This window comes from Enterobacter sp. SLBN-59, from assembly GCF_024807915.1.
GTDB lineage: Bacteria > Pseudomonadota > Gammaproteobacteria > Enterobacterales > Enterobacteriaceae > Enterobacter > Enterobacter asburiae_B.
Genome location: NZ_JANUFI010000001.1, coordinates 540,859 through 554,847 on the forward strand (window position 1 = coordinate 540,859; position 13,989 = coordinate 554,847).

Below are 13,989 nucleotides of genomic sequence, written 5' to 3' on the forward strand. Positions count from 1 at the left end.
ACAATGGCTCAACTGTCCCTGAAACACATTCAGAAAATCTATGATAACCAGGTCCACGTGGTTAAGGATTTCAGCCTCGAAATCGAAGACAAGGAGTTCATCGTCTTCGTTGGGCCTTCGGGCTGTGGTAAATCCACGACGCTGCGCATGATTGCCGGTCTGGAGGAGATCAGCGCGGGTGAACTGATTATTGACGGGGTGTGCATGAATGACGTGCCCGCCAAGTCACGCGATATCGCGATGGTGTTCCAGAACTATGCGCTTTATCCGCATATGACGGTCTACGACAACATGGCGTTCGGCCTGAAGATGCAAAAAATTGCGCCTGTGGTTATCGACGAGCGCGTTAACTGGGCGGCACAGATCCTCGGATTACGCGAGTACCTCAAGCGTAAACCGGGCGCGCTGTCCGGCGGCCAGCGACAGCGCGTGGCGTTGGGCAGGGCGATCGTGCGCGAAGCGGGCGTGTTCCTGATGGATGAACCGCTCTCCAACCTTGATGCCAAGCTTCGCGTGCAGATGCGGGCTGAAATCAGCAAGTTGCACCAGAAGCTCAACACCACGATGATTTACGTGACCCACGACCAGACGGAAGCCATGACGATGGCGACCCGCATCGTGATCTTAAAAGACGGCATTATTCAGCAGGTCGGCGCTCCGAAGCAGGTGTACAACGAACCGGCAAATATGTTTGTTGCAGGGTTTATTGGATCGCCAGCCATGAATTTCATTCGCGGCGCTATCGACGATCGCTATTTCGTCACGGAAACGCTGCGTCTGGCGATCCCGGAAGACAAGCTCGCTTCACTGAATGCCGCAGGGTATCAGCGCAAAGCGGTGGTATTTGGGATCCGCCCGGAAGATATTCTCACTCTGCAGAGCAGTGGTAAAAATATCGCGGCGAAAGTCAGCGTAGCCGAACTGACCGGCGCAGAATTTATGCTTTACGCCACCGTTGGCGGTCATGAGCTGGTGGTTCGCGCTGGCGCGGCGAATGATTATGCCGCAGGGGATAATATCAATATCCAGTTCGATATGAATAAGTGCCATTTCTTCGACGCTGAAACCGAAGCGGCTATTAGATAAGAAAGGTGTTCGCCGGAAATGAAAATTTCCGGTTTTTTTGTTTGTTACTTATAAAGGGAAAATTAAATGAGTACTCTACTAAGAAGTGCTGCGCTCGTTCTGTGCGCAGGAGTTAGCTGTGCACAAGCATCAGAAGCAGCTAAACAGTGGGAATTTAATATTGGGGCGATGTATGAAATCGAAAACGTTGAGGGGCAGGGCGACGATAAAGATGGATTATATGAACCTTCCGTGTGGTTTAATGCAACCTGGGATGCGTGGACTATTTCGCTGGCGATGTATCAGGAGGGGCCGGTTGATTACAGCAGTATGACCCGTGGAACCTATTTCGATCGTCCTGAATTTCAATTACGCTATCGCTTTATCGGAACCGATAATTTCACCTTCGGTCTGACTGGCGGTTTCCGTAATTATGGTTATCACTTTAAAGATGAGTACGGTGCCAAAGACGGCAGCGCTAATATGCAGCGCTACAAAGTTCAGCCTGACTGGGATATTAAATTAACCGACGACTGGCGTTTTGGCGGCTGGTTTGCCATGTATCAGTTTGCTAACGATCTGCAAAAAACCGGCTATGCTGACAGCCGCGTTGAAACCGAAACGGGCTTTACCTGGACCATTAACGAAACCTTTGCGGCTAAAGTGAATTATTATTTAGAGCGCGGCTTCAATATGGACAGTTCCCGTAATAACGGCGAGTTTTCTACTCAGGAAATTCGTGCCTATCTGCCCATTTCGTTAGGCCAGACCACCTTAACGCCTTATACCCGCCTGGGGCTCGATCGCTGGTCGAACTGGGACTGGCAGGACGATCCTGAGCGTGAAGGACACGATTTCAACCGACTCGGTCTCCTCTACGCTTACGATTTCAACAATGGTTTATCCATGACGCTGGAATACGCCTATGAGTGGGAAAACCACGATGAAGGCGAAAGCGACCACTTCCACTATGCGGGGGTTGGCGTAAACTACGCGTTCTGACCGACTGCACGCCAGGGGCACTTCGCCCCTGGTTTTAGCGAAGGGAAGCAGCCAACAAAAAGTGGGTATCAACCAGCACTTTTTGCGGGGCGGGATGACCCGCAATACGCCTGAAAAGAAGATCGCAGCTCTCTTCCCCCAGTTTTCGGGTGGGGATATCAAAGCCGCCAGGCGAGGGCGTTAAAATGAGAGACAGCATCGGGTCACTGTATCCGGCTATCACCACCTGCTCCGGGATCATCAGGTTCAACTCATCCGCCGCGCGATAGAGGCTAAGTAACTTCATGCTGTCGGTAGCGAATACTGCATCAGGCGGCGTGGGTGAAGACAACAATTCCAGCGCTGCCGTAAGCGCACTCTCATGGGTATAACCGCCATCCCTGATCCAGTCCGGGTTAAGGGCAATATGGTGCTTTTCCAGACTGGCTTTATAGCCCGCAAGGCGATCGATCGAAACATGATAATCAAGCGGGGCATGCAGACAGGCAATTTTACGGCGTCCGTTTTTAATAAAGGTTTCGGTCAGCGTGGCGCTGTCATGGAAATTATCCGTGTCGACGGAATAGATATTTTGATACTCACCTTCCACTTTACCGATAACCACCACCGGTACGCCATACGCATCCAGCGTGGTGAAAAAGGATTCATTTGCCGGTGAGCTCAGCATAATGATCCCTTTGATCATCTTCTGTTTTATTTTACTCACGCATTTCAGCAGATCGTCTTCGCTGCTTTTTGATGTTTGTAAAATAACGTCAAATCCTTCTTCTTCCGCTTTTGCCGTAATGGCATGCAGGACATCGGAGAAAAAAGGATTACCGGCAGTGGTTTTGGTTGAACGGGTCGAAATAACCATAATGGCATCGAAGCCTGAAGAGGTCAGGGCGCGGGCCAGTTTGTTGGGCTGATAATTTAATTCGTCAATCGCCTTCAGCACTTTTTCACGCGCTTCGGGAGAAATATTCGTTTGTTTATTCAGAACGCGGGAAACGGTTGATTTCGATACGCCCGCAACCCGTGCGATATCATAGATGGTGGGTGACATACACCTTACTCACTCCGGACTGACAGCAATACCGTTCATCTTACTGGAGAGAAAACGGCAATAGCAATAAATAAGAATTGATAATCAACGATCTGCCCCCATTTATTGTATTCTGAAGCCATGCATTCAAGGCTTCCAGGCAACGAAGGACGGCGATGAAGCGACTTAAAAACGAAATCAATTCACTGGTGAACCGCGGCGTTGACCGTCATCTGCGTCTGGCCGTGACGGGGCTGAGCCGCAGCGGTAAGACGGCGTTTATCACCGCGATGGTGAACCAGCTCCTGAACCTGCACGCCGGGGCGCGTCTGCCGCTGCTCAGCGCGGTGCGGGAAGAACGCCTGCTGGGCGTGAAGCGCGTTCCTCAGCGTGATTTTGGGATTCCACGTTTTACCTATGACGAAGGGCTGGCGCAGCTCTATGGCGATCCGCCCACGTGGCCGACGCCGACGCGAGGGGTGAGTGAAATTCGCCTCGCGCTCCGCTTTCGCTCGAATGAATCCCTGATGCGCCACTTCAAGGATACTTCTACGCTGTACCTTGAAATCGTCGATTACCCCGGTGAATGGTTGCTCGACCTGCCGATGCTGGCGCAGGATTACCTCAGCTGGTCCCGCCAGATGACGGGCTTGTTGCAGGGGCAGCGCGCCGGGTGGTCGGCCAAATGGCGACAGCTGTGCGAAGGCCTGGACCCGCTTGCGCCGGCCGATGAAAACCGTCTGGCGGCCATTGCCGAAGCCTGGACGGCGTATCTGCACCAGTGCAAGCAGGAAGGGTTGCACTTCATTCAGCCGGGTCGCTTTGTCCTGCCGGGTGATTTAGCGGGCGCGCCTGCGCTTCAGTTCTTCCCCTGGCCGGACGTGGACGGGGTGGGCGAGTCGAAGCTGGCGCAGGCCGACAGGCACACTAACGCCGGGATGCTGCGCGAGCGTTACAATTACTACTGTGAAAAAGTGGTCAAGGGATTCTATAAAAACCACTTTTTGCGATTTGACCGTCAGATTGTGCTGGTGGATTGTCTGCAGCCGCTCAACAGCGGGCCGCAGGCCTTCAACGATATGCGCCTGGCGCTGACGCAGCTGATGCAAAGTTTTCACTACGGGCAGCGGACGCTGTTTCGCCGTCTGTTCTCACCGGTGATCGATAAACTGCTCTTTGCGGCCACCAAGGCCGATCACGTCACGGTCGACCAGCATGCCAATATGGTATCGCTGCTGCAGCAGCTGGTGCAGGACGCCTGGCAAAACGCCGCCTTCGAAGGGATCGGCATGGATTGCCTTGGGCTTGCGTCCGTGCAGGCAACGCAAAGCGGGCTGATTGATCTTAACGGCGAGAAAATACCGGCATTACGCGGGAACCGGCTCAGCGACGGTGAACCGCTTACCGTCTATCCGGGCGAAGTGCCTGCGCGGCTGCCGGGTCAGGCCTTCTGGCAGAATCAGGGTTTCCAGTTTGAAGCCTTCCGCCCGCAGGCAATGAGCGTCGATAGGCCATTACCACACATCCGTCTGGATGCGGCGCTGGAGTTTTTGATTGGAGATAAATTGCGATGACGGAACCGTTAAAACCGCGCATAGACTTTACCGGAACGCTTGAGCAGGATCCTCAGGAGGCGTTCAAAACCGCGCAGACGTTCAGCGGCACGCAGGCTGATAACTTTGCTCCGGCCCTGACAGAGGAGCCCGGCGTCGAGGAAGGTCCGGCAGAGGCGGTTGTGGAAGCCGCCCTGCGTCCAAAACGCAGCCTGTGGCGCAGGATGGTCACCGCCGGTCTGGCGCTGTTTGGCGTAAGCGTGGTTGGGCAGGGCGTGCAGTGGACGATGAATGCCTGGCAAACTCAGGACTGGGTCGCGCTGGGCGGATGTGCCGCGGGCGCGCTGATTGTGGGGGCGGGCATCGGGTCGGTTGCCACCGAGTGGCGGCGGCTCTGGCGTTTGCGCCAGCGCGCGCACGAGCGTGATGAAGCGCGGGATCTGCTCCACAGTCACGGCACCGGTAAAGGCCGCGCGTTCTGTGAAAAGCTGGCCAGCCAGGCGGGAATCGATCAGTCGCATCCGGCGCTTCAGCGCTGGTATGCCGCCATCCATGAAACCCAGAATGACCGGGAAGTGGTGACGCTCTACTCCCATATGGTTCAGCCGGTACTGGATGCCCAGGCGCGACGCGAGATTAGCCGTTCTGCGGCGGAATCCACCCTGATGATTGCCGTCAGCCCGCTGGCGCTGGTCGATATGGCCTTTATCGCCTGGCGTAACCTGCGCCTGATCAACCGTATCGCGAACCTTTACGGCATAGAGCTGGGTTACTACAGTCGACTCCGCCTGTTCAAGCTGGTCCTGCTCAATATCGCGTTTGCCGGGGCGAGTGAACTGGTGCGCGAAGTGGGAATGGACTGGATGTCGCAGGATCTGGCGGCGCGTCTTTCCGCTCGTGCCGCGCAGGGTATCGGCGCGGGATTATTGACCGCGCGTTTGGGGATTAAAGCGATGGAAGTCTGCCGTCCGCTGCCGTGGATTGATGGCGATAAGCCCCGGCTGGGGGATTTCAGGCGCGAGCTGATCGGCCAGCTCAAAGAGACGCTCAATAAAAAACCGGCTCCGTGAGGTTTTGTTCACTTATCGTGCTGGCTGTCAATATTTGTTGACAGCCATCTTCCCGATCACCGTGTTCTGGCATATCATTTTACTGTTATTGGCTTAAAACGGTGAATTTCCCATGCGTCTTGAAGTCTTCTGTGAAGACCGTCTCGGTCTGACCCGCGAGTTACTCGATCTTCTTGTTTTACGTAGCATTGATTTACGTGGCATTGAGATCGATCCTGTCGGGCGAATTTACCTCAATTTTGCCGAAATTGAATTTAATACCTTCAGCAGCCTGATGGCGGAAATCCGCCGTATCGCTGGCGTTACGGATGTACGCACCATTCCCTGGATGCCCTCTGAGCGTGAGCACCTGGCGCTGAGCGCGCTGCTGGAAGCGATGCCTGAGCCGTTCCTCTCCCTGGATTTGAAAAGCAAAGTTGAGCGCGTTAACCACGCGAGCTGCCAGCTTTTCGCGCAGAGCCAGGAGAAGCTCAGCAATCATAACGCCGCGCAGCTGATCCCCGGCTTTAACTTCCAGCGCTGGCTGGACAGCAATCCGCAGAACACGCTTAGCGAGCATGTGGTGATTAACGGGCAGAATTTCCTGATGGAGATCACGCCGGTCTATCTGAAAGGGGAAGGGAATACCCGCGTGTTGACCGGGGCGGTGATCATGCTGCGCTCGACGTTACGCATGGGTCGCCAGCTGCAGAACATTTCCAGCCAGGATGTTGGCGCGTTCAGCCAGATTATTGCCGTCAGCCCGAAAATGCGCCATGTGGTTGACCAGGCGCGCAAGCTTGCAAGCCTGACCGCGCCGCTGCTGATTACCGGGGATACCGGCACCGGGAAAGACCTGCTGGCTCATGCGGTGCATCTGGCGAGCCCGCGTGCGGCTAAGCCTTATCTGGCACTTAACTGCGCCTCTATTCCGGAAGATGCCGTTGAAAGCGAGCTGTTTGGCCACGCGCCGGAAGGCAAGAAGGGGTTCTTCGAGCAGGCTAACGGTGGCTCCGTGCTGCTGGACGAAATCGGCGAAATGTCGCCGCGCATGCAGGCTAAGCTGCTGCGTTTCCTGAACGACGGAACCTTCCGCCGCGTCGGTGAGGATCACGAAGTGCATGTGGACGTGCGCGTCATTTGCGCCACCCAGAAAAACCTGGTGGAACTGGTGCAAAAGGGGATCTTCCGCGAGGATCTCTATTACCGCCTCAACGTCCTGACGCTGAATATTCCCCCGCTGCGCGATTGCCCGCAGGACATCATGCCGCTAACGGAGCTGTTCGTCGCCCGCTTTGCCGACGAGCAGGGGGTGCCGCGTCCGAAGCTGTCTGCCGATCTCGGCACGGTGCTCATGCGCTACGGCTGGCCGGGCAACATTCGCCAGCTTAAAAACGCCGTTTATCGTGCGCTGACCCAGCTGGAAGGCTATGAACTGCGTCCGCAGGATATTCTGTTGCCTGATTACGACGCGGGGACGGTATCGGTTGGCGAAGAGGCGATGGAAGGTTCGCTGGACGATATCACCAGCCGTTTTGAGCGTTCAGTGCTGACGCAGCTGTACCGCAGCTATCCCAGCACCCGCAAGCTGGCAAAACGCCTTGGCGTCTCGCATACCGCGATCGCGAACAAGCTGCGTGAGTACGGTTTGAATCATAAGAAAGGCGACGAATAACAAAAAGCCTCTGTAAAGAGGCTTTTTACTTTGCGTTTATTCCTTCGCCATCGGCGTGTTAACGATTTCTGTTTTTGTCTCTCCCTGAATCGATGCAATCCTGTTTTCGACCTCTTTCACCTGCTGCGGGCTGTGCAGCAGGGTATAGGTCAGGTCAAACTGCGCGCTGGCACCGGGCTGCAGCTGCTTAACCCGCTTCTGCTCGCGTTCAATCGTAACGGGGTAGGCGTAGCTGGTGCCTGGCTCAATGCCCGTGACGTAGCCCTGCTTCAGCGTGTCGGTGTTCTTCCATAAGGTCAGCACGGGCAGCTGGCGGGTATCAAACTGGATTGACGCGCCTTTATCTCCGGCTTTATTGACCACCGCCGCAAGCGTTTCGTGGTTATTGTCCGCGAGCGGTTTAATGTTAAAGACCATCTCATCAAAGCCTTTTGTCGGCCCGGCATAGGTTTGCCAGTTGTTAACCCCCGCTTTGGCGTAGTCATTGAACGGGCTCACGCTCGCCGCCGGCGCAAGGAAACGGGCGCCTTCTTCGAGGATCGGCGTGCCGAAGTTGCTGTGATAGATGATTTGGTAATCGTGAGGGTAATCCGCATGGTTGGTCAGAACATCGTGCAGGCTGAACTGGTTAGTTCCGGGAACGTAGCGCAGTTCGGTCATGGTTTGCAGATCCGATTTTTTAAACGTGCTCTCTTTGATCAAACCCCGAACGCGGATTTCATGCGGGGCGGCATCGGCGATTTCAACCTCGACCTGCGAAACGGGGGTATTACCGGCCCTGCCGTGCAGGGTGTAAATTTGCCCGTCAGCGGTAACCGGGTGTCCTGTCCACTCATAGCCACAGCGCACCATCATCTCGTTGAAACCATCCAGCCAGCCGAGACCGTTGCGGCTCTCAAGATTGATATATGCAGGATTAACGACCTCTTTAACGGGCGAATTCCACCCCAGTCGGGTGCCAAAGCCTTCTACATGCAGAAGGTTCATCCCGCGGGTCGGGCTCAGGGTGATGGTGAGGCCATCTTTGCTGCTAATAATGATGACTTTGCTGCCTTCCTGTTTACCACCGTGTAAGACTTTTTGCTCAATGCTGAACGTTTGGTCTTTAACTTTCAGCTCATCACTGGAAATCTTCCAGTTTCCTTTCTCTACGCTGCTTTCAGCGCTTGTCAGCACCCAGGTTTTGGCCGCTGCATGGCCAGAAATCAGTACCGCAAGGAGCGTAAAAGCGAATTTAATTTTCATATTTTATCCTTTTTGCTGAAACGATTATTTTCTTTCGTAAGCAAATCTAATGTTTAGGCAAAAAGGGAAATGTGATGTGCTTCACTGCGGTCGAAAATAGAGAATTTTAACGATTATTATGCGTTATTGATCACGTTAATGTTACGCGTCGACGTTTTTATTGCATGACTAATGTGATTTGTGAGCATTTATGCTTTAACGATTCAGCTTTATTATAATAAAAAACCCCGCCGCGGCGAGGTTGAGAATAAGTTGTATAGAATGCTAAGTACTTATTATGCTTTCAGCACGTCCAGCGCGGCAGTGTAGTCCGGCTCGGTGGTGATTTCGTTAACCAGTTCGCTGAAGACAACGGTGTCGTTTTCATCCAGAACCAGTACGGCACGTGCTGCCAGACCTTTCAGTGGGCCTTCCGCGATGCTGACGCCGTATTTCTCGAGGAAATCTGCGCTGCGCAGGGTGGAGAGGGTGATAACGTTGCTCAGGCCTTCGGCACCGCAGAAACGGGACTGGGCAAACGGCAGGTCAGCGGAAATGCACAGCACAACGGTGTTGTCCATTTCAGTCGCCAGCTGGTTGAATTTACGCACGGACGCGGCACAAACGCCGGTATCAATGCTTGGGAAAATGTTCAGTACTTTGCGTTTACCCGCAAACTGAGCCAGTGTGACGTCAGACAGATCTTTAGCCACCAGAGTAAAAGCCTGCGCTTTGCTGCCAGCCTGCGGAATGGAACCTGCAACAGCAACCGGGTTGCCCTGGAAATGAACGAGTTGTGACATAGATATCTTCCTGTTTACATATAGTTAACGTCGGGGCTAGTGTATGCCATCAGCGGATAACACGGCAAACCAAATTTTTCGCCTTTCCGGGCCGCAAGGAGTCAGTGATGAGAAGCGTTAAGGTCTATGAAGAAGCCTGGCCATTGCATACCCCGTTTGTGATCTCCCGCGGCAGTCGAAGTGAAGCCAGCGTGGTCGTGGTTGAAATTGAAGAAGAGGGGGTTAAAGGCGTTGGGGAATGTACGCCTTACCCGCGCTATGGAGAAAGTCCTGCGTCGGTGATGGCGCATATCATGACCCTGGTGCCTGACCTGCAAAAAGGGCTCACGCGCGAGGCGTTACAGCAGCGTTTACCCGCCGGGGCTGCGCGCAACGCCATCGACTGTGCGCTCTGGAGCCTTGAGGCCGCCAGGCAGCAACAATCGCTGACGTCCTTGCTGGGGGTGGCGCTGCCGGAGTCCGTCGTGACGGCGCAAACGGTCGTGATTGGTGAGCCGGAGCAGATGGCTGCCAGCGCAAAAGCGCTCTATGACGCCGGGGCCACGCTCTTAAAAGTGAAGCTCGACGATCGCCTGATCAGCGAGCGGATGGTCGCCATTCGCTCGGCGGTTCCCTCGGCCACGCTGATTGTTGACGCCAACGAGTCGTGGCATCCCGAGGGGCTTGCCGCGCGATGCCAGCTGCTGGCTGACCTGGGCGTGGCGATGCTGGAACAGCCTCTGCCAGCGAAGGATGATGCGGCGCTGAAGAATTTTATCCATCCGCTGCCCGTCTGTGCGGATGAAAGCTGTCATACCCGCGAGAATTTGAGCGCGCTTAAGGGCAGCTATGAGATGGTCAATATCAAGCTCGACAAGACCGGCGGGCTGACAGAAGCGCTGGCCCTGGCGGCGGAAGCGCAGGCGCAGGGCTTTTCCCTGATGCTGGGATGCATGCTCTGCACATCCCGGGCGATCGGCGCGGTGCTGCCGCTGGTCAATCAGGTCCGTTTCGCCGATCTGGACGGCCCGACGTGGCTGGCGGTCGACGTTTCACCGGCGCTTAATTTTACCAGCGGCGTGCTTCATCTTTGAGGCTGCCAGCGCAGTAGCTCCATCATCGCGTTTAAATATTTTTCGCTGGCTTCGTCGGAGGAAATTGGCGGGAATTCAGCGGTGATGCAGGGCAGGCTCAAATCGGCGCACCAGCTACCGAAGGATCCGGGTGTTTCATAGCCGACGCTGGTGACGAGCGGCAGGGCGAAAGCCTGCGCCAGCCACGCGCCCAGTTCGGAGTGACGCGGATCTTCAATGCAGGCCAGCGGATCGTGGAAGGAGACAACCCAGGCGGGGTGGATCTTATGGATAAGCTGGCACAGCGCCTGCGTTTCCGGCTCCGAGCCGGGCTTGTCTCCCGTCAGCAGCACCACGTCCCGCTCCTCGGCGGAGCTGTTCCAGCGATAAACCGTTTCTCCGGCGCGCCAGTTTGCCGCCGGGAAATTACGGTTCAGGTCAACGCCCCTCGCATTCGCCCGTAATCCAAGCTGACAGCCGTCCGGATTGACGGCAAGAATCACGTGGTGACGGCGCAATGAAGGCGTCAGCGTCCGCAGCGCGCAGGAAAGCGTGACGATGGACGAGTTCTCGTCTCCGTGCGTGCCGGCAATGATCAAACCGCTGCTGCGATCGGCATCGAGCGCCGGGAACCAGATCAGCGATGCGCCTAAAAATGAGCGGCCATATTGCTCAGCGCCCGGCGGAAAGGCTCCGCGTTCCGCTCGTGGTCGGGTGATTGCCATACGAAATCCTGATAAAGAAGTCTCTACTGGCAGTGTTGTGCAAAACCCGCTGTTAATCAAATAGTTTCCGTAACGCTTGAGAATTGCCTTAAATCACTATTCAGGCGTAAGGTATTTGCATTTCTCTGTTTCGAAACAAATAATTACGCATCTGCTTGTTACCTGAATTCATCAAAGGGGATCTTATGAAGCATCCTGTTTCGCGTCTTTGCGCTGCACTGTACCTGTGCGGACTCTCTACACTCTCGTACGCTGCTGATGTGCCCCAGGGCACGGTACTGGCGCAAAAACAGGAGCTGGTCAGGCATATTAAAGACGAGCCGGCTTCGCTCGATCCGGCAAAAGCGGTGGGATTACCCGAGATTCAGGTAATTCGCGATCTTTTCGAAGGGCTGGTGAATCAGAACGAGAAAGGGGAGCTGACCCCCGGCGTGGCGACGCGCTGGCAGAGCAACGATAACCGTATCTGGACGTTCATCCTGCGCGATAACGCGAAATGGTCTGACGGTACGCCCGTTACCGCGCAGGATTTTGTCTACAGCTGGCAGCGTCTGGTTGACCCGAAAACCACGTCTCCGTTTGCCTGGTTTGCGGCGCTGGCAGGCATCAACAACGCGCAGGCCATTATCGATGGCAAAGCGGCGCCAGATACCCTGGGCGTGACGGCGGTGGATGCCAGAACCTTACGCGTCCAGCTGGACAAACCGCTCCCGTGGTTTAGCAACCTGACGGCGAACTTTGCCTTCTATCCGGTGCAAAAAGCGAACGTTGAAAGCGGGAAAGAGTGGACGCGTCCGGGCGCTCTGGTGGGTAACGGCGCGTACGTCCTGAACGACCGGGTGGTGAATGAAAAACTGGTTGTCGTGCCGAATACGCACTACTGGGACAATGCGAAAACTGTCCTGAAAAAAGTGACTTTCATTCCGATTAATCAGGAATCCTCCGCCACTAAGCGCTATCTGGCGGGAGATATTGATATCACCGAATCGTTCCCGAAAAACATGTATCAGAAGCTCCTGAAGGACATTCCGGGACAGGTGTATACGCCGCCTCAGCTCGGGACCTATTACTATGCGTTTAACACGCAAAAGGGCCCGACGGCCGATGCCCGGGTGCGTCTTGCGCTGAGCATGACTATCGATCGCCGCATTATGGCGGAAAAGGTATTAGGTACAGGCGAGAAGCCGGCCTGGCATTTCACCCCTGACGTGACGGCGGGCTTCACCCCTGAGGCTTCACCGTTCGAGCAGATGTCCCAGCAGGAGCTGAACGTTCAGGCGAAAACTTTGCTCCAGGCCGCAGGTTACGGCCCGCAGCGTCCGCTGAAGTTGACCCTGCTGTACAACACCTCGGAAAACCATCAGAAAATCGCCATTGCGGTGGCGTCCATGTGGAAGAAAAATCTCGGTGTGGACGTCAAACTGCAAAACCAGGAGTGGAAAACCTATATCGACAGCCGTAATACCGGCAATTTTGATGTGATCCGCGCGTCATGGGTAGGCGATTACAATGAGCCGTCGACCTTCCTGTCCCTGCTGACCTCCACCCACAGCGGCAATATCTCGCGTTTCAACGACCCGGCCTACGATAAAATTATCCACCAGGCGACGCTGGAAACCACGGCGAAAGCGCGTAATACCGACTACAACATGGCGGAGAAAAACCTCCTGGAGAAAGCGCCTATCGCGCCCATTTACCAGTACACCAATGGTCGCCTGATTAAGCCCTGGGTGAAAGGCTACCCCATCAATAACCCGGAAGACGTGGCGTATAGCCGGACGATGTTTATCGAGAAGCACTGATGTTTTATGAGGCCTGGCGCGAGAATGCGCCAGGTCTGCAAAACTCGGTACCGCTTCATTCGCTATGCGTGGCCCTATACCGGGTCTCTGTTATTCTAACAGCGCATTAAACTTCGCCAGCCACTGCGGATGTGCGGGCCATGCGGGAGCCGTCACCAGGTTACCGTCTACATGGGCCTGATCGATGCCGATAGCGGCGTAGTGTCCGCCGCTGAGACGGACCTCAGGCGCGCAGGCCGGGTAGGCGCTACAGGTGCGTCCTTTCAGAATGCCCGCGGCAGCAAGCAGCTGCGGGCCGTGGCACACCGCGGCAATCGGCTTACGCGCGGCGTCAAATGCCTGTACCAGCTTTAAGACGTCCTCATTTAACCGCAGATACTCGGGGGCTCTCCCGCCGGGGATGAGCAGCGCGTCGTAGTCCTGCTCCTTTACGGCTGAAAAATCGGCGTTGAGGGTAAAGCGGTGACCGGGCTTTTCGCTGTAGGTCTGGGCGCCGTCAAAGTCATGGATTGCCGTCATGATGTAATCGCCCTTCGGTTTGTCGGGGCAGACCGCATCCACCTGATGACCAATCATCTGCAACGCCTGAAAAGGCACCATGGTTTCGTAATCTTCGGCGTAATCGCCAACCAGCATCAGGATCTTCTTGCTCATCTTTCCTCACCTCTATCAATAAAGATGATTAAGATATAGCCTGGCGTGGCTGAATTGCCGGAAATAAAAAAGCCCGTCAGAGCACGGGCAACATAAGCAAATGAATAAGTGATTCGTTATCAACGTTGTTGGAGGATAACGCCGCGTATTTTACGCGGCTGTAAGGGAAGCAGATACCTGACATATTCGGTAGGTGAAACAAGCGATTAAACGTGCGTTACGGTGCGTCGAAGGTCGGGTAAAGGCTATTTTCCAGAAACTCGACGAGATACCAGATCTCACCGCTAAAAATAAACCAGAAGCCAAATATAATAAGGAGTAAAATAATTAAGGTGAGTATTATTTCTGTTTTTCCCATTGC

General features: G+C 55.0%; 13 protein-coding genes. 7 read left to right on the forward strand and 6 right to left on the reverse strand.

Going from position 1 to position 13,989, the window contains the following annotated elements; all coding sequences use genetic code 11:
* The first annotated feature begins 3 nt into the window (after nt 1-3).
* Together M2422_RS02535 and M2422_RS02540 are read left to right on the forward strand one after the other, a co-directional pair.
* The gene (locus M2422_RS02535) at nt 4-1,086 is read left to right on the forward strand and encodes an ABC transporter ATP-binding protein (RefSeq protein WP_039262901.1); all 1,083 of its coding nucleotides are present in this window, start codon (nt 4-6) and stop codon (nt 1,084-1,086) included.
* A gap of 66 nt (nt 1,087-1,152) precedes the next feature.
* Nucleotides 1,153-2,067: an OmpG family monomeric porin gene (locus M2422_RS02540; protein ID WP_064672636.1), complete on the forward strand. Its 915-nt coding sequence runs from the start codon at nt 1,153-1,155 to the stop codon at nt 2,065-2,067.
* Between the two features lie 34 nt (nt 2,068-2,101).
* On the opposite strand, the gene M2422_RS02545 is transcribed toward M2422_RS02540, so the two are convergent.
* Nucleotides 2,102-3,112, reverse strand: a complete 1,011-nt coding sequence (locus M2422_RS02545) for a LacI family DNA-binding transcriptional regulator (RefSeq protein ID WP_033145717.1) — start codon at nt 3,110-3,112, stop codon at nt 2,102-2,104.
* A gap of 155 nt (nt 3,113-3,267) precedes the next feature.
* Between M2422_RS02545 and M2422_RS02550 the strand changes: the two genes are divergently transcribed.
* The 3 genes from M2422_RS02550 (at nt 3,268) to tyrR (ending at nt 7,368) form a co-directional block, all read left to right on the forward strand.
* Entirely contained in the window at nt 3,268-4,665 is a 1,398-nt protein-coding gene (locus M2422_RS02550; RefSeq protein WP_023312030.1) for a YcjX family protein, read from the forward strand.
* A complete protein-coding gene (locus M2422_RS02555) occupies nt 4,662-5,714 on the forward strand; it encodes a YcjF family protein (RefSeq protein WP_045400123.1) in 1,053 nt (350 codons plus the stop codon). The genes M2422_RS02550 and M2422_RS02555 overlap by 4 nt, the downstream gene beginning before the upstream one ends.
* A gap of 112 nt (nt 5,715-5,826) precedes the next feature.
* Nucleotides 5,827-7,368 carry a transcriptional regulator TyrR gene (gene tyrR / locus M2422_RS02560; RefSeq protein ID WP_023335909.1) on the forward strand — a complete coding sequence of 514 codons (1,542 nt, stop codon included), beginning with the start codon at nt 5,827-5,829 and terminating at the stop codon, nt 7,366-7,368.
* A gap of 36 nt (nt 7,369-7,404) precedes the next feature.
* Here the strand turns inward: tyrR and M2422_RS02565 are convergent, their stop codons facing one another.
* Nucleotides 7,405-8,613 carry an aldose 1-epimerase family protein gene (locus M2422_RS02565; protein WP_064672635.1) on the reverse strand — a complete coding sequence of 403 codons (1,209 nt, stop codon included), beginning with the start codon at nt 8,611-8,613 and terminating at the stop codon, nt 7,405-7,407.
* 275 nt (nt 8,614-8,888) lie between these two features.
* Nucleotides 8,889-9,395 (reverse strand): thiol peroxidase, encoded by a 507-nt coding sequence (tpx, locus tag M2422_RS02570; RefSeq protein WP_023335907.1) that lies wholly within the window; start codon nt 9,393-9,395, stop codon nt 8,889-8,891.
* A gap of 107 nt (nt 9,396-9,502) precedes the next feature.
* Between tpx and ycjG the strand changes: the two genes are divergently transcribed.
* Nucleotides 9,503-10,468 carry an L-Ala-D/L-Glu epimerase gene (gene ycjG / locus M2422_RS02575; RefSeq protein ID WP_064672634.1) on the forward strand — a complete coding sequence of 322 codons (966 nt, stop codon included), beginning with the start codon at nt 9,503-9,505 and terminating at the stop codon, nt 10,466-10,468.
* Here the strand turns inward: ycjG and mpaA are convergent.
* The gene (mpaA, locus tag M2422_RS02580) at nt 10,459-11,172 is read right to left on the reverse strand and encodes a murein tripeptide amidase MpaA (RefSeq protein WP_039262896.1); all 714 of its coding nucleotides are present in this window, start codon (nt 11,170-11,172) and stop codon (nt 10,459-10,461) included. The two genes, ycjG and mpaA, sit on opposite strands and share 10 nt — an antisense overlap.
* Nucleotides 11,173-11,357: 185 nt before the next feature.
* On the opposite strand from mpaA, the gene M2422_RS02585 reads away from it, so the two are divergent.
* The gene (locus tag M2422_RS02585) at nt 11,358-12,974 is read left to right on the forward strand and encodes a peptide ABC transporter substrate-binding protein (RefSeq protein ID WP_259139888.1); all 1,617 of its coding nucleotides are present in this window, start codon (nt 11,358-11,360) and stop codon (nt 12,972-12,974) included.
* A 90-nt stretch (nt 12,975-13,064) separates the two neighbouring features.
* Here M2422_RS02585 and M2422_RS02590 read toward each other — a convergent pair whose 3' ends face one another.
* Together M2422_RS02590 and M2422_RS02595 are read right to left on the reverse strand one after the other, a co-directional pair.
* Nucleotides 13,065-13,628 carry a DJ-1/PfpI family protein gene (locus tag M2422_RS02590; RefSeq protein ID WP_033145709.1) on the reverse strand — a complete coding sequence of 188 codons (564 nt, stop codon included), beginning with the start codon at nt 13,626-13,628 and terminating at the stop codon, nt 13,065-13,067.
* Nucleotides 13,629-13,845: 217 nt separating this feature from the next.
* Nucleotides 13,846-13,986: an Ecr family regulatory small membrane protein gene (locus M2422_RS02595; protein WP_021240268.1), complete on the reverse strand. Its 141-nt coding sequence runs from the start codon at nt 13,984-13,986 to the stop codon at nt 13,846-13,848.
* Nucleotides 13,987-13,989: the final 3 nt, after the last annotated feature.